The organism is Bradyrhizobium sp. 604_D8_N2_3, assembly GCF_051810765.1.
Classification (GTDB): domain Bacteria; phylum Pseudomonadota; class Alphaproteobacteria; order Rhizobiales; family Xanthobacteraceae; genus Bradyrhizobium; species Bradyrhizobium barranii.
On record NZ_JBPWPM010000001.1, the window covers coordinates 2988372 to 3004872 of the forward strand.

A 16501-nucleotide genomic window follows, 5' to 3' on the forward strand; every position below is an offset into this window, starting at 1 on the left:
CCGGGCTCGCGCTCCGCGCGCCCCGGAATGACAATCAAATTCCCAGTTTCTGAATCTTGTGCGTGCCCCGCGCCAGCGAGACGTGCTTGGTTTCCATGTAGAAGTCGAACGAGTAGTCGCCGCCATCGCGGCCGATGCCTGAGGCCTTCATGCCGCCGAACGGCGTCGGCAGATGGCGGACGTTTTCCGAGTTCAGCCAGATCATGCCGGCCTCCAGCGCGTCGGCAACGCGCAGTGCGCGGCCGACGTCGTTGGTCCAGACATAGCCGGTCAGGCCGTAGCGGGTGTCGTTAGCGATCTCGATGGCGTCGGCCTCGTCCTTGAAGGGCAGCACGGTGAGGAAGGGGCCGAACACTTCCTCTTGCGCCACGCGCATCTTGCCGGTTGCGCCGGTCACCAGTGTCGGCTCGACGTAATGTCCGCCGCCCGGGCCGTCATAGGCCTTGCCGCCGACTGCGATCGTCGCGCCGTCCTGCCGCGCGACGTCGAAATAGGAGCACACTTTGGCCAGGTGCCGCTCGTGGATCAGCGGCCCGATCTCGGTGGCGGGATCGAGCGGATGGCCGACCTTGAGTGCCTTCACGCGCGCGGTCAGCTTCTCGATGAATGTCTCGGCAATGTCTTGCTGGATCAGCAGACGGCTCGACGACGTGCAGCGCTCGCCGTTGAGCGAGTAGATCATGAACACGACGGCATCGAGCGCGCGGTCGAGATCGGCGTCGTCGAACACGATCACCGGGTTCTTGCCGCCGAGCTCGAAATGCACGCGCTTCAAGGTCGGCGCGCCCTGAACCATGATCGCCGATCCCGTCGCGCTCTCGCCGACGAAGCCGATCGCCTTGATCGCGGGATGCTCGGTCAGGGCCTTGCCGGCCTCCTCGCCAAAACCGTGCACGGTGTTGAGCACGCCGTCGGGAACGCCGGCTTCCTTGACGAGCCTTGCCAGAACGGCGGCCGTCACCGGCGACCATTCGGCCGGCTTGTGCACGACGGTGCAGCCCGCGGCCAGTGCCGGCGCGATCTTCCAGGTCGAGAGCATGAACGGCGTGTTCCACGGCGTGATCACGCCGACCGGGCCGATCGGCACGCGGGTCGAGACGTTCCAGTGCTCGTCGCTCGGCGTGTTCTGGCCATCGCGCGCCTCGGCGCATTTGTCGGCGAAGAAGCGAAAATTCTCGGCGGCGCGGATCGCGGCCTTGGCCATGAAGCGATAGGCTTGGCCGGTGTCGATGCATTCGAGCACCGCGATGTCTTCGGCATTGTCCTCGATCGCGTCGGCGACGCGGTGCAGCAGCTTCTTCCGCATCGCCGGTCCCATGTCGCGCCAGGACTTGAAGGCCAGCGCAGCGGCGGTGGCTGCGGCGTCGATGTCCTCGGCGTTGCCGCGTGCGACGCTCGCGAGCGTGGCGCCATCGACCGGCGACTTCGTCTCGAATGTCTCACCGGAGATCGAGGCGACGATCTTGCCGTCGATCATGTGGCCGATGCCGTCGGCCCGCAGCTTCTTCAGCAGCGGTGCTGCGCGGTCGCGATTGGCCTGGAACACATCGGCTTTCGGCGTGGGCTTATCCATGGGCAGCCTCCACTTTCAGGGCGTCGTGGATGTTGTTGCGCTTCCAGCTGGTGTCCTTGTCGTTGATCTGCATGTCGAACGACAGGGCGAACTTGCTGGCGGCGAAGACGGGATCGAGATGTTTTGAAAGCGCCTGGAAGACGTGCTCGCCGGCTTTCTGACGCGTGGGAAGGTCGCGGCCTTCGCCGATGCGCAGGACCATGTCGAGAAAGCTGTAGTCCTGCCGCGCGTCCGCGATCGCGTAGTGCTCGCACCTGACAGCGCGGACGCGGATGCCGCCGAGCGGGAAGATGCCGGTCTCGACTGCCGCCTTCCGCACCACCTCGCAGACGGCGCCGATGTCGAGGCGGCCGTCGAGATTGGCCGAATATTCGATGGTGAAATGCGGCATCGCGGTTTCACTCCCTGTTTTTTTGTTCGTCTAAGCGAAGTAGCAGCTCACCGAGCCGTAGGCGCCATAATCGGCCTGAATTGTGTCGCCCTTGCGGGTCTCGATCGGACGGATGAAGGAGCCGGCGAGCACGACCTGCCCGGGCTCGAGCGCAAGGCCGAGCGGCGCGATCTTGTTGGCGAGCCAGGCCACCGCAGTCGCGGGATGATTGAGCACGCCGGCGGCAAGGCCCGTCTCCTCGAGCTGGCCGTTCCTGAAGCAGAGCGCGCCGATCCAGCGCAGGTCGGCGTCCAGCGGGCGGATCGGCCGTCCGCCGAGCACGATGCCGGCATTCGCCGCGTTGTCGGCGATGGTGTCAAAAATCTTTCGCGTCGCCTTGGTCTTGGGATCGACGCGCTCGATGCGCGTGTCCAGGATTTCCAGCGCCGGCACGACGAAGTCGGTGGCGTTGAGCACGTCGAACATCGTGCAGTCCGGCCCCGCGAGGCGCTTGCTCATGACGAAGGCGAGCTCGGCCTCGACGCGCGTGGCGATGAAGCGCTCGGTCGGGACAAGGCCGCCATCGGCAAAGAACATGTCGTCGAGCAGCACGCCTGAATCCGGCTCGTCGATATTGAGCGCGCTCTGCATCGCCTTCGAGGTCAAGCCGATCTTGTGGCCTTTGACGGTGCGGCCCTCCGCGAGCTTGAGGTCGACCCAGGCCTTTTGAATCGCGTAGGCGTCAGCGATGGTAATGCCTGGAAAATCCTGCGAGAGCTGCCGGATCTGGGTGCGGGTCTTCTCCGCCTGATGCAGACGGTTCGCGCAAGCTTGGATATCGTCGTTGGAAAGCGCCATCTGTGATCTTACAAATCGTGGTGCCCGGAGATACTTAACATGTTAAGTGAATGCGTCAAACACAATTTGGGTTTGCTGCACTGCAAACATTTTGCGGCTTGAAAGGACGACATGGCGAAGAGACCGGCTGATCCCGCGAACGGAAGTGAGCCCGCCGCACGGCAGGTGCCGATGCGCGACTTCTCGCGCTCGCTGCCGATGTCGCTGCTCAGGGCGCGTGAAGCGGTGATGCGGCAATTTCGTCCCAAGCTGCGCGAGCACGGCCTGACCGAGCAGCAATGGCGCATCCTCCGCGCACTGGCAGCCATCGAGGCCGCGGAGGTGACAGAGCTCGCGCGCACGGCATTTCTCCTCGGCCCGAGCCTGTCGCGCATCCTGCGCGATCTCGAGGCGCGCAATCTGATCGAGCGCAAGACCGCGAAGGCGGACCAGCGCCGCAGCATGGTCTCGATCTCGAAGGAGGGCGTGAAGCTGATGGCCGCGGTCGCCCCATCCTCGGAAGCGATCTACGCCGAGATCACGCAACGCTTCGGCGCGCGCAAGCTCGCCGAGTTGCAGGAGATGCTCGGTCAGTTGGAATCGTGTCTCGCTTCCACGGGCGCGAGTGACGTCACGGATGAAACGTAACGGCAAATTTGCATGATCACTTTCCAACTACGCATGACTGTCATCATTGCATAATGCGTGGGCAGCGCGATCGCCACGAAATGCGTGAAAATGCCGTGAGAAATCGCTGAGAATAGACAGCCGTCGCGGGTGTTGATCACTATTGGGTGCGCGCTCTGCGCAGTTAGTCGATGTTGGCGCAATATCAATTTACTCGTATCGGCAGAATTCGTAAGTAGCATCCGGTTCTGTATTCAGCGATAGAGCCAAGACCAAGAAGGGCCGACAAGGATGCCCGGCCCCAGGGAGGAATGAATGAGACTGACGAGACGCGACTTCGCGGCCGGAATTGCTGCCGGCATTGCCGCGCCATACCTCATCAAGAGCGCGCATGCGCAAGGCGCCACCATCAAGATCGGCATGTGCGCGCCCGTCACCGGTCCCGCCGCTGAATCCGGCGGTTACGCCATCAAGGGCGCCAAGCTCGCGCTCGAAGCTGTGAACAAAGCCGGCGGTATCCTGGGAAAACAAGGCGAGTTGATCGTCGAGGACGACCAGACCACCAATCCCGGCATCGTGCTCGCTTTCTCCAAGCTCGCCGCGCAGTCCGACATCGTCGGGTTCCTCGGCTCGATCCGTTCGACCCAGGTGCACGCGATGGCGCCCGACGTGATCAAGCTTGGCAAGCCCGTGATGATCGGCGGCACCGATCCTAACCTCACCCACATGGGCAATCAGTGGCTGTTCCGCTGCCGCCCCAATGACAGCTATTCCGGTCGCGTCATCGCCGAATACGGCGTCAATACGCTCGGCAAGAAAAAGTGGGCCGTGCTGCACTCGACCGACGCTTTTGGCACCGCCGGCGGCAAGGCGTTGACCGCCGCGCTCGAAAAGCTCGGTGCCCCCTCGGTGCTCGACCAAGGCTACGCCAACCAGAGCCAGGACTTCACCCCGGTCGTGCTCGCGATCAAGCAGTCCGGCGCCGACATCCTCGGTTCCTACTTCACGTTCGAGAACGATCTCGGCATCTTCGCCCGCCAGCTCCGTCAGCTCGGCGTCAACATCCCGTGGGTCGGCTCGCCTTCGATCGTCAACATCACCGCGCTGAAGCTCGCAGGTCCCGCGCTCTACAACACGTATGGCGTGGCGGACTATGCCGAGGATTCCAGTGAAGGTTCGAAGGCATTCGGCAAGATCTACCGCGATGCGGTCAAGGTCGCGCCCGACAACCAGAGCTCCTGGACCTTCGACGCCATCAGCGTCTTGTCGGCGGCCATCAACAAGGCCGGCACGACCGATCCGGCCAAGGTCCGCGAAGCCATCCTCGCGATCAAGAAGTTCCCGGGTGCCGAGGGCGAATACAATTTCGACCAGAACGGCGATGGTCTCCACGGCTACAACATCGTGAAGAACGAGAAGGGCAGCATCGTCTTCGACAAGCACATCGAGTTCAACGACTGACGTTGAAACGGCCTCCCCGATTTCGATCGGGGAGGTCGAACCGTCTTTCGGCGAACGCATCCGACCTCCAACAGAAGCTTGTCATGGATCTCGCCCTACAACTCCTTTTTACCGGCATCGGTATCGGCGCCGTCTACGCGCTCGTCGCGCTTGGCTTCGTGCTGATCTTCCGTGCCACCAACGTGGTGAATTTTGCCCAGGGCGAATTCTCCATGGTCGCGGCCTATCTGATGGTCGTCGCGGTCGAAGCCGGTCTGCCCTATTGGGCGGCCTTCATCGTCGCGCTGCTCGGCATGGCGCTGCTCGGTGTCATCTTCAATCTCGGCGTCTATTATCCGCTGCGTCACCGCACCTATCTGCCTGTGATCATCGCCACCATCGGCGCCTCGATCCTGCTCGCCAATTCCGTGCTCGCGATCTACGGTCCGCAGCCGCAGGTGCTGGAAGGCTGGTTTGAAACGCCCGGCATTCAAGTCGGCCCGGTCTATCTCGACAGCCAGTATCTCCTGATCATCGGCGTCACCATCTGCCTCGTGATCTTCAATTTCTGGTTCTTCGAGAAGACGCTGCTCGGCAAGAAGCTGCAGGCGACCTCGCAGGACAAGGAAATGGCCTCGCTGCTCGGCATTTCCGTCTCCACCATGATCATGATCACCTTCATCTATTCGGCGGTGCTTGGCGGCCTTGCCGGCATCCTCGTCGCACCCGTGCTGTTCGTCTCGATCCAGATGGGCTCGACGATCGCGCTGAAGGCGTTCGCGGCCACCATCATCGGCGGCTTCGGCGACGTTGCCGGCGCCATCATCGGCGGTCTTGCGCTCGGCGTGATCGAGACCTTTGGTGCGGCCTATATCTCGGTGCCCTACAAGGACGGCTTCGCCTTCCTGGTGCTGGTCGCCTTCCTGATCTTCCGGCCGCAAGGCATCTTCGGCGAACGCGTGGCGGAAAAGGCATGAGCGCACCCAGCGACAACATGCCGATTCCGGCGCCCGCCATCCGTTCGAAACCGCTCGTGATCCGGCACCTGCCGTACTTCATCGGCGCGGCGATCCTGGTCGCGCTCGCGGCCAACATGCGCTTCGACGGATACGTCCATAACATCCTGCTGCAGGCCACCACGTTCTCGATCGCGGTGTTCGGCCTCTCCGTCGTGCTCGGCCTGTGCGGCCAGATCAATCTGGCGCAGGCGGCGTTCTTCGGGCTCGGCGCCTATGCGGTCGGCATGGGCACGACGGATCTGCAGCTCAGCTTCTGGCTGTGTCTCGTCGGCGGCTGCGTGATCTCGCTGCTCGCGGGCGCGTTCCTCGGCATGTCCACGCTGCGGCTCGGCGGCCATTATCTTGCGATGGTGACGATCTCGTTCCAGCAGATCGTCACGCTGGTGATGATCAACGCGATCTGGCTCACGCGCGGTCCCGACGGCGTCCCCAACATTAAGCGTCCCGACCTGTTCCAGTCGTCGCAGAGCTATCTCGCCTTCTGCGTGGCGATGCTGGCGATCGTCGGCTACCTGGTCTGGCATCTCTCCGACACCAAGCTCGGCCGCGCCATGCGCGCCGTGCGCGACAACGAGCTTGCGGCCGGCGTCAACGGCATCGACGTCTTCCGCACCAAGATCTACGCCTTCGCGCTCTGTGCGCTGCTCGGCGGGCTCGCGGGCGGATTGTTTGCCGGCGGCTTCGCCTATGTCAGCCCCGATCAGTTCTCCTTTGCAGAATCGATCGTGTTCCTGACCATGTCGCTGCTCGGCGGCGTGGCCTCGCCGATCGGTTCTGCCATCGGCACGGGTCTCTTGATCCTGATCCCGGAATGGCTGCGCTTCCTCAAGAGCGTGCCGGGCCTGTATCTCGCGATCTACGGCCTGTTCGTGATCCTGATCATCCGCTTCATGCCCGACGGCATCTGGGGCTTTGTTGCGGACGCCTTCACGCGCTGGCGCGCCAAGATCAAGGCGCCGCCGGCAGCGGCTGCCCTGCAATTGAAGCCGGCGACGATCGGCGGCGACACGGTGCTGGAAGTCACCGGCCTGTCGAAGCATTTCGGCGGTCTCAAGGCCGTCGACGGCGTCGACATCGCCGTGAAGCGCGGCGGCGTGCATGCGCTGATCGGGCCGAACGGCTCGGGCAAGACCACGACGCTCAACGTGCTCTCGGGTCTCTATGAAGCGACAGCCGGCAGGATCGTGCTCGACGGCACCGACATCACCCACATGCCGCCGCATCAGCGCACGGCGTCTGGTCTCGGCCGCACGTTCCAGAACATTCGCCTGTTCCGTTCGATGACGGCGCTGGAGAATGTCGAGATCGGCGCCGAGCGGCCCGGCAACACCATGGTCGGGAAGGGCGACGACGCCCTGACCGAGCGGGCGATGGAGGCGCTGACCTTCGTCGGGCTCGGCAGCCGGGCCAACGAGCTGATCTCGAGCTTCTCCTACGGCCATCAGCGGCTGATCGAGATTGCCCGTGCGCTGGCCTCGAACCCGACGCTGCTGCTGCTCGACGAGCCCGCTGCCGGCCTCAACTCAACCGAGAAGCTGGAACTGCACGAGCTGCTCAAGCGCATCGCGGCGCAGGGCCTGACGATCCTGATCATCGATCACGACATGACGCTGGTCTCGGAAGCGGCCCAGCACATCACCGTGCTCAACTTCGGACGCCGTATCGCGGACGGCGAATCCCTGGCCGTGCTGCGTCATCCCGACGTCGTCTCCGCCTATCTCGGGAGCGAATGATGCCGTTGCTCGAAATCCGCAATCTGGTGGTGCGCTACGGCGAGATCGAAGCGCTGCGCGGGGTGACCTGCGCGGTGGAGCAGGGGCAGGTGGTGACGCTGCTCGGGGCCAACGGCGCTGGCAAGTCCACTACGCTGCGCGCCATCTCCGGCCTCGCCAAGCCGACCTCCGGCGACATCCTGTTCGACGGCAAGTCGATCGCAGGTCTTGGTCCGGAAGCGATCGTCCGCATGGGCATCTCGCACGTGCCGGAAGGCCGCAGGGTCTTCCCGGGTCTCACCGTGAAAGAGAACATCATGCTCGGCGCGTCCAATCGCCGCGCGCCGACCTCGGAGATCTCGCGGGAGGCGGACGCGATGTTCGACCTGTTCCCTGACATCCGGAAGTTCACCAACGCACTCGGCTGGACGCTGTCCGGCGGCCAGTTGCAGATGGTGGCGGTTGCGCGCGGCTTGATGGCCAAGCCGCGGCTGTTATTGCTCGACGAGCCCTCGCTTGGTCTTGCGCCCGTCATCGTGCAGGCCGTGTTCAAGATCATCTCGGAGATCCGGCGCAACACGACGGTGCTGCTCGTCGAGCAGAACGCGCGCATGGGCCTGTCGGTGGCCGATTACGGCTATGTGCTCGAAACCGGCCGCATCGTGCTCGGCGGCAAGCCCGACGCGCTCTGGGGCAACGAAGCGATCCGCGCCGCCTATCTCGGCGGCCATGCCAAGGTGAATGCTTAACCGGGGAGTTTCTTGATGGTCACGATCCAGGTCCAGAACCTCATCGACTTCGTCGGCGAGGTGTTTGGTCACGCAGACTCCTCGCCGGAGGAAGCGAAGCGGATCGCGACCTATCTCACCACGGCCAATCTCACCGGCCATGACAGCCACGGCGTGATCCGCGTGCCCGTCTACATCCGCTGGAAGAAGACGGGTTTCGTGGTCCCGAACCAGAACGCAGAGGTGGTTGTCGACACGCCTTCGCTCGCGGTGGTCGACGGCAAGTTCGGCTATGGCCAGACCGTGACGCCGCAGGCGGTCCGGATCGGCATCGAGAAATGCAAGAAGGCGGGCCTTGCCGCGGTTGCGCTGCGCAATGCCGGTCATATCGGCCGCGTCGGCGACTGGGCCGAGATGGCTGCCGCCGAAGGGTTGGTCTCGGTGCATTTCGTCAATGCGGCCGGCTCGCTGCTGGTGGCGCCGTTCGGCGGCGTCGAGAAGCGGCTCTCCACCGCGCCTTACTGCGTCGGCATCCCGCGCGAGGGGCAGGATCCGATCGTGCTGGATTTCGCCACCTCGGTCGTCGCCGAAGGCAAGGTGCTGGTCGCGAGCCGCGGCGGCAAGAAGCTGCCGAAGGGCGCACTGGTCGATGCCGACGGGACCCTGAGCGAGGACCCGACCGTGCTCTACGGGCCCTTCACGCCGGAAGGGCCGCGCGATCACACCAAGGGCACCGGCGCGATCCGTGCCTTCGGCGACCACAAAGGCTCGGGTCTGGCCTTCATGTGCGAGCTGCTCGGCGGCGCGCTGACCGGAACCGGGGCCACCTCGGGCGGGCGGCGCTTTGCCAACGGCATGCTGGCGTTCTATGTCGATCCGAAGGTGATTGATACCTCCCATGTGTTCGACGCAGAGGTATCGCGCTATACGGACTTCATCCGTGCCACCAAGCCGATGGCAGGGGTCGATCAGGTGCTGATTCCCGGCGATCCCGAGCGGAAAACCCGGGCCGAGCGCACCAAGAACGGCATCCCCTTGCCGGATGACACCTGGGCGGCAATAGTGAACACCGCCCGCGAGGTCGGCGTCAGCGAAGTCAGCATCCAGCGGGCGACCGCATAGGCCTTGCGTCATTGCGAGCGTAGCGCGGAGCCCCGGTTCGCGGTAACAGCAGAGCCGTGCTGTCGCGGCGCTCGTCATGGTGACGAAGGTCCAAACAACGGTCCAAGCAACAAAAGAAGGAAGGCAACGTGGCGAACAAGGTCAAGGAAATCTGGAAGTCGGGCAAGGCCGTGGTCAACGCGTGGCTCGCAATTCCCTCCGGCTTCTCCGCCGAGATGATCGCGCAATGCGGCTTCGACAGCGTCACCGTCGACATGCAGCACGGCGTGCAGGACTATCTCTCGATGGTGCAGTGCTTCCAGGCCATGGACAAGCATCCCGTGACCCCGATGGTCCGCGTGCCCTGGAACGAGCCCGGCATCATCGGCAAGGTGCTCGACGGCGGCGCCTATGGCGTGATCTGCCCGATGGTCAACACGGCGCAGGAGGCCAAGAACCTCGTTTCCTATTCCAAGTATCCGCCGCAGGGCGTCCGCTCCAACGGCCCGATCCGCGCCGGCATGTACGGCACCGCGGGCTCCTACCAGAAGACCGCGAATGCCGACACCATCCTGCTGCCGATGATGGAGACCAGGACCGCGGTCGAGAACATGGAAGCGATCCTCGACGTCGAGGGCATCGATGGCGTCTATATCGGCCCGTCCGATCTCGGCTTCTCCTACGGCCTCGAGCCCAAGCTCGACCGCACCGAGCCGGAGATTCTCGCGATCTACGACAAGATCATCAAGGAATGCGCCAAGCGCGGTCTCAACCCGGGCATCCATTGCAGCGGTGCGGAAGGCGCAGCGCGTGCGATCAACATGGGCTTCAAGCTGGTGACGTTGTCCAACGAAGTCGGCCTGATGACGACCTACGCCAAGATGCAGGTCAACGCGACCCGCAAGGATTCGGCCGGGAAGGCCTGATCTCGTGTCCCGGACGCGATGCGGCGCCTAGCGCCGCTTCGCAGAGCCGGGACCCAGTTGCTTGCGAAAGAAACGACACATGGGGCCCCGGCTCAGCAGCGCACCGTTTCACGCTGCGCTGCGTCCGGGGCACGATAGTTTTGATACAGGAGACCTGCCATGACCATCAGCCCCGTCATTCGCCTCCATCCCGATGATGGCGTGCTGATCGCGCGCGCGAGCCTGCCGCCGGGAACATTGGTTGCCGACGGCGTGACCACGGTCGAGCGCATTCCCTCCGGCCACAAGGTCGCGATCAAGCCGATCGCAGTGGGCGAGCCGGTCAGGCGCTACGGACAGATCATCGGCTTTGCGACGGTGCCGATCGCGCCGGGCCAGCACGTGCATACGCAGAACTGCGGCATGGGCGATTTTTCCAAGGACTATGCCTATTGCGCCGACGTCAAGCCGACGCCGAACTTCGATCTGCCGGCAACCTTCGAGGGCATCCGCCGCCCGGATGGCCGCGTCGCCACGCGCAACTATATCGGCATCCTCACCTCGGTGAATTGCAGCGCGCATGTCGCAAGCCTCGTCGCCGACGTCTTCAAGAAGAATCCGTTCACCGGCGACAATCCGCTCGCCGACTTCCCCAATGTCGACGGCGTGGTCGCGCTGACCCATAAGACCGGCTGCGGCATGACGCAGAACGAGCCCTTGGCGCTGCTCCGCCGCACGCTCGGTGGCTATGCGCGTCACGTCAATTTCTCCCACGTCATCGTGCTTGGGCTGGGCTGCGAGGTGAACCAGATCGGCGGCCTGATGGAGGAGCAGAAGCTCGCCGGCCGCCTGCGCGCGATGGACATCCAGGAGGTCGGCGGCACCCGCAAGACTGTCGAAGCGGGTATTGCCTTCGTGCGTGAAGCTCTCGCGGACTCCAACAAGGTCAAGCGCGAATCCGTGCCCGTCAGCGAACTCACCGTGGCCCTGCAATGCGGCGGCTCGGACGGCTATTCCGGCGTATCCGCGAATCCGGCGCTTGGGGCTGCCAGCGATCTCATCGTCCGTCACGGCGGCACCGTGATCCTGTCCGAGACGCCGGAGACCTATGGCGCCGAGCATCTGCTCACGCGCCGCGCCGTCAGCCGCGAGGTCGGCGAGAAGCTGGTCGATCTCATGCGCTGGTGGGACGCGTATACCGAGCGCGAGGGCGCCGAGATGAACGCCAATCCGAGCCCCGGCAACAAGGCCGGCGGCCTCACCACCATTTTGGAGAAATCGCTCGGCGCGATGGCCAAGGCCGGCACCACCAATCTCGTCGACGTGCTGCGCTATGCCGAGCCCATCACCAAGAAGGGTTTCATCTTCATGGACACGCCCGGCTACGATCCGGTCGCGGCGACCGGCCAGGTCGCCGGCGGTGCCAATCTGGTCTGCTTCACCACCGGCCGCGGCAGCGTGTTCGGCTGCAAGCCGGCGCCCTCGATCAAGCTTGCCACCAACACGCCCATGTACAAGCGCATGGAGGAGGACATGGACGTCAATTGCGGCACCATCCTCGAAGGCGAGGAGAGCGTCGAGCAATGCGGCCAGCGCATCTTCGAGCTCATCCTGAAGACGGCGTCCGGACAGCCGACCAAGAGCGAGAGCTTCGATTTCGGCGGTGCCGAATTCGCGCCCTGGGTGCTCGGGGCGACTATGTGAGGCTACGCGGCAGTTACGGAATGGTGACCGACAACGCCCGGAAGTAGCTTGCCGGAACATGGTCGCGCACGAAGCCGGGCAGTACGTCGGATTGGTCGAGCGTCCGCGGGTCGATGTTGCGGAGTTCCTCGATGCTTGGGATCTTCAGGTGGAAATTGCCTCCGGTAAGAAGGGTACCAAGCCCGACTAGGTTGAAGCTGGGGTCGTTTCCCTCTTTCGACGCCGGCACCTGACCTGCGAAGGTCGAGCCAGACGCGCAACGCAGCATTCGGCCGACGTGGCGGAAGTTGCCTCGCAGGCTGGGTGGAACGGCCGGGACGATGTCGTTACCGTTGACGAGCCGGAACGTGCTTTCGCTGAGAGGCTCGTAGGCTTCAAAGAAATCCTGACCGCCGGTTCGCGGCCCGCCAAACGTGTAAATGGCGGTTGCCCGTAGGCCAGCATCCAACGCCCGCAGTGCTGAGATATTTGCCAAGGCGCCGCCCATGCTGTGTCCAGTAAAGAAGAGCGGCTGTCCGGCGCCGCCACTCCTGATCGCGACTTCGATGTCTGATCGGACTGCATCGACGGCTTCGGCAAATCCCTTGTGAAGAACATTTTGACTTGGTGCGAGGGTGAAGTCGGTGATCCAATCCTTGATACTGAGCGGATCGGTGCCGGAGAGTGTGACGAAAGTCGCGCCGCGTCCGACGGCGACAATGAAGCGGGCTTTTGGCGGTACCAAACCTGTAGCGGGAGTGTCGGCACCGAAGCCGCGCATCTCTAGCCCCAGTGCCGTCAGGATATTGTCTACCTTGTCGCGGTCGTCGGTCTCGTAGGCGAGCTGCGACAACCACATCATGGCTTGCGCGTTTTCCGGTGTGAAACCTGGAGTGACAGTGAAACCATCGAGCGCGTCGGCGCGATAGGAAGCCCGCGGGAATCTGACCAGAAAGCTCATCGGAAACATCTCCTCTTTCAGGCCGCGCCACGCGTCGAGACGTTGCGCGGCAACCATTACGAACGGGAGAGTCCATCATGCGCAAAGCGGCGCGTCGGGCGCGGCTTGTGCAGGCAATGGTTCATTCGATCATAGGTAGATCACTTCGGCAAGTGTAACTCGCAATTCAGCCCGCGGCGTAGGCAACCCGTGCCCGTTGTTAGTGCTTGATCCCACCCGGAACCGGTGTTCTGCTCAAAAAAGCTGCTGGAGCACCGCACCCCGTGTCGATCTACGTCGCATTACACCACGTCACGCACTACAAATACGACCGCCCGATCGATCTTGGCCCGCAGACCATCCGCCTGCGGCCGGCGCCGCATACGCGCACGCCGGTTCTGAGCTATTCGCTCAAGGTCACTCCGGCCAATCATTTCGTGAACTGGCAGCAGGATCCGCAGGGCAATTGGCTCGCGCGCTACGTCTTTCCGGAGAAGACGACCGAGCTGAAATTCGAGGTCGATTTCACGGCGCAGATGACCGTGGTCAACCCGTTCGACTTCTTCGTCGAGCCTTATGCCGACAGCTTTCCGTTCGAGTATTCGAAGGATCTGAAGACCGAGCTCGCGCCGTATCTCGAGACCATCAAGCCCGATCGCCTGTTCGCAAAATTTCTCGACGCGATCCCGCCTGAAGCCCCGAACACCGTCAACTTCCTGGTCGATCTCAATCGCGAGCTTCAAAAGCACGTCCGTTACATCATCCGCATGGAGCCCGGCGTGCAGACTCCGGAGGAGACGCTCTCCTCCGGTGCCGGATCGTGCCGCGACTCCGCCTGGCTCCTGATCCAGACCTTCCGTCATCTCGGTCTCGCGGCCCGTTTCGTCTCCGGTTATCTCATTCAGATACGCCCCGACATCGATCCGATCGAGGGACCGCCAGAGGTCGAGAACGATTTTACCGACCTGCATGCCTGGGCCGAAGTCTATTTGCCCGGCGCGGGCTGGATCGGCTTCGACGCGACCTCGGGTATGCTCGCGGGCGAGGGGCACATCCCGGTTGCGGCCACGCCGCACTATCGTTCGGCGGCGCCGATCTCCGGCGGCGCCGGCTTTGCCGAGGTCGAGTTCGAGTTCGACATGAGCGTGAAGCGCATCCGCGAGGCGCCGCGCATTACAAAGCCGTTCTCCGACGAATCCTGGACGCGGCTCAATGACCTCGGCGAGCAGGTCGACGGCGATCTCGCCGCGCAGGATGTCCGGCTGACCATGGGCGGCGAGCCGACCTTCGTCTCCGTCGACGATCTGGAAGCGGCGGAATGGAACACCGAGGCCGTCGGCCCGACCAAGCGCGCGCTCGCCGACGATCTGATCCGCCGCTTGCACACGCGCTTCGGGCCGGGTGGCCTGCTGCACTTCGGCGAGGGCAAATGGTATCCCGGTGAAAGCCTGCCGCGCTGGGCCTTTGGCCTGTACTGGCGCAAGGACGGCGTACCGATCTGGAAGAATGCCGATCTGATCGCCAGGATCGAGAATCCGCGGCGCGCCGAGGTCAAGGACGCCCAGGAATTCGTGGAGGGCGCGGCGGCGCGGCTCGGACTTGATCCCGGCTACGTCATCCCAGCCTATGAGGACACCGCGTACTGGCTCCAGAAGGAAGCCGAGCTTCCCCTCAACGTCGATCCGTCCGACTCCAAATTATCCGATCCCGAAGCCCGCGCGCGGATGGCGCGCGTGTTCGACGAGGGCCTCAACACGCCGCGTGGCTTCGTGCTGCCGGTGCAACGCTGGAACGCGCCGCCGCGCTGGCGCAGCGAGCGCTGGCAACTCCGGCGCAATCATCTGTTCCTGATGCCGGGCGATTCACCGCTGGGCTTGCGCCTGCCGATCGGCTCGCTCGGCTACATCCCGCCCAACCAATATCCTTACATCGTCGAGCAGGATCCGTTGGAGCCTCGGGGCAAGCTGCCGGTGTTCACCCTCGCCGCGCGCCCGGAATCGCCGCCGCAGGTCGCGCCCGAGCATCTCAACACGTCCGTCCCCGTCCGCACCGCGATGTCGGTCGAAGTCCGCGACGGCGTGCTCTGCGCCTTCATGCCGCCGGTGGAGCGCATCGAGGATTATCTCGAGCTGGTCGCGGCCCTCGAAGCGACCGCCGAGGAGATGCAGATCCAGGTTCACGTCGAAGGCTATCCGCCGCCGTTCGATCCGCGCATCGAGGTGATCAAGGTGACGCCCGACCCTGGTGTCATCGAGGTCAACATCCAGCCGGCCAAGAGCTGGCGCGAGGCGGTCGACATCACCGTCGGGCTCTATGAGGACGCCGGCAAGACACGCCTCGGCGCCAACCGCTTCCTGGTCGACGGCCGCCACACTGGCACCGGTGGCGGCAACCACGTCGTGGTCGGCGGCTCCAGCCCGCAGGACTCGCCGTTCCTGCGCCGGCCTGATCTCTTGAAGAGCCTCGTGCTGTACTGGCAGCGGCATCCGTCACTGTCCTATTTCTTCTCCGGCCTGTTCATCGGCCCGACCAGCCAGGCGCCGCGCATCGACGAAGCCCGGCACGACAGCATCTACGAGCTCGAGATCGCGCTCTCGCACGTGCCGCCACCGGGCTACCAGACGCCGCTGTGGCTGGTGGACCGGCTGTTCCGGCACCTGCTCGTCGACATCACCGGCAACACCCACCGCGCCGAGATCTGCATCGACAAGCTCTATTCGCCCGATGGCACCACTGGCCGGCTCGGCCTCGTCGAATTCCGCGCGCTCGAAATGCCGCCCGATCCGCGCATGTCGCTGGCGCAGCAGTTGCTGATCCGCGCGCTGATCGCAAAATTCTGGCGCGAGCCGCAACAAGGCAAGTTCGTGCGCTGGGGCACTGCGCTGCATGATCGCTTCATGCTGCCTCACTTCATCTGGCAGGATTTTCTTGACGTGCTTTCTGAGTTGAAGCAGTCCGGCTATCCCTTTGAGCCGGAATGGTATCTGGCCCAGCTCGAATTCCGTTTCCCCGCCTTCGGCCGCGTCCATCATGGCGGCGTGACGCTGGAATTGCGTCAGGCGCTGGAGCCCTGGCACGTGCTGGGCGAGGAGGGCTCGGCCGGCGGCACGGTGCGCTACGTCGACAGTTCGGTCGAACGACTTCAAGTGAAAGCTGAGGGCTTTGTCGAGGGCCGCCACATCGTGACCTGCAACGGCCGCCGCCTGCCGATGACCTCGACCGGTCGCTCGGGCGAAGCCGTGGCCGGCGTCCGCTTCAAGGCCTGGCAGCCGGCCTCCGGCCTGCACCCGACCATCCCCGTTCACGCGCCCCTGACCTTCGACCTGATCGACACCTGGAACGGCCGCTCGCTGGGCGGCTGCGTCTATCACGTCGCCCATCCCGGCGGGCGCAGCTACGACACCAAGCCCGTCAACACCTACGAGGCCGAGGCGCGGCGGCTGGCGCGCTTTCAGGACCACGGCCATACGCCGGGTCCGATGCAGCCCCCGCCCGAGGAACGCACAAATGAGTTTCCGCTGACCCTCGACTTGCGGACCCCGCTCCTGCAATGAGAATGATGGTGG

The 16501-nt window shown here is 64.1% G+C and carries 13 protein-coding genes; 9 read left to right on the forward strand and 4 right to left on the reverse strand.

The features are described 5' to 3' along the window. Positions 1–34: 34 nt before the first annotated feature. The 3 genes from hpaE to hpaH are packed head-to-tail and all read right to left on the reverse strand — an operon-like array spanning position 35 to position 2801. Entirely contained in the window at positions 35–1573 is a 1539-nt protein-coding gene (gene hpaE / locus AB7245_RS14245) for a 5-carboxymethyl-2-hydroxymuconate semialdehyde dehydrogenase (protein WP_085403910.1), read from the reverse strand. After that, positions 1566–1964, reverse strand: coding sequence for a 5-carboxymethyl-2-hydroxymuconate Delta-isomerase (locus tag AB7245_RS14250; RefSeq protein ID WP_085403909.1), 399 nt, complete (start codon positions 1962–1964; stop codon positions 1566–1568). The genes hpaE and AB7245_RS14250 overlap by 8 nt, the downstream gene beginning before the upstream one ends. Positions 1965–1994: 30 nt before the next feature. Beyond that, the gene (gene hpaH / locus AB7245_RS14255; protein WP_085403908.1) at positions 1995–2801 is read right to left on the reverse strand and encodes a 2-oxo-hept-4-ene-1,7-dioate hydratase; all 807 of its coding nucleotides are present in this window, start codon (positions 2799–2801) and stop codon (positions 1995–1997) included. Between the two features lie 111 nt (positions 2802–2912). Between hpaH and hpaR the strand changes: the two genes are divergently transcribed. The 8 genes from hpaR (at position 2913) to AB7245_RS14295 (ending at position 12016) form a co-directional block, all read left to right on the forward strand. Then, positions 2913–3428, forward strand: coding sequence for a homoprotocatechuate degradation operon regulator HpaR (hpaR, locus tag AB7245_RS14260; protein WP_085403907.1), 516 nt, complete (start codon positions 2913–2915; stop codon positions 3426–3428). Positions 3429–3722: 294 nt separating this feature from the next. Then, positions 3723–4868: an ABC transporter substrate-binding protein gene (locus AB7245_RS14265; protein WP_085403906.1), complete on the forward strand. Its 1146-nt coding sequence runs from the start codon at positions 3723–3725 to the stop codon at positions 4866–4868. 83 nt (positions 4869–4951) lie between these two features. Next, entirely contained in the window at positions 4952–5824 is an 873-nt protein-coding gene (locus AB7245_RS14270) for a branched-chain amino acid ABC transporter permease (RefSeq protein WP_071915720.1), read from the forward strand. Beyond that, the gene (locus AB7245_RS14275) at positions 5821–7599 is read left to right on the forward strand and encodes a branched-chain amino acid ABC transporter ATP-binding protein/permease (RefSeq protein WP_085403905.1); all 1779 of its coding nucleotides are present in this window, start codon (positions 5821–5823) and stop codon (positions 7597–7599) included. The genes AB7245_RS14270 and AB7245_RS14275 overlap by 4 nt, the downstream gene beginning before the upstream one ends. After that, entirely contained in the window at positions 7599–8327 is a 729-nt protein-coding gene (locus AB7245_RS14280) for an ABC transporter ATP-binding protein (protein WP_063986556.1), read from the forward strand. Before AB7245_RS14275 ends, AB7245_RS14280 begins: the two co-directional genes overlap by 1 nt. A gap of 15 nt (positions 8328–8342) precedes the next feature. Continuing rightward, positions 8343–9428 (forward strand): malate/lactate/ureidoglycolate dehydrogenase, encoded by a 1086-nt coding sequence (locus AB7245_RS14285; RefSeq protein WP_085403904.1) that lies wholly within the window; start codon positions 8343–8345, stop codon positions 9426–9428. Between the two features lie 128 nt (positions 9429–9556). Continuing rightward, a complete protein-coding gene (locus tag AB7245_RS14290) occupies positions 9557–10333 on the forward strand; it encodes an HpcH/HpaI aldolase family protein (protein WP_028157190.1) in 777 nt (258 codons plus the stop codon). A gap of 159 nt (positions 10334–10492) precedes the next feature. Further along, on the forward strand, positions 10493–12016 hold the full coding sequence (locus AB7245_RS14295; protein WP_071915717.1) for a UxaA family hydrolase: 1524 nt from the start codon (positions 10493–10495) through the stop codon (positions 12014–12016). A 13-nt stretch (positions 12017–12029) separates the two neighbouring features. Here AB7245_RS14295 and AB7245_RS14300 read toward each other — a convergent pair whose 3' ends face one another. Then, on the reverse strand, positions 12030–12956 hold the full coding sequence (locus AB7245_RS14300; protein WP_161495909.1) for a lipase family protein: 927 nt from the start codon (positions 12954–12956) through the stop codon (positions 12030–12032). Between the two features lie 263 nt (positions 12957–13219). On the opposite strand from AB7245_RS14300, the gene AB7245_RS14305 reads away from it, so the two are divergent. After that, entirely contained in the window at positions 13220–16489 is a 3270-nt protein-coding gene (locus AB7245_RS14305) for a DUF2126 domain-containing protein (RefSeq protein ID WP_354075227.1), read from the forward strand. Positions 16490–16501 lie beyond the last annotated feature (12 nt).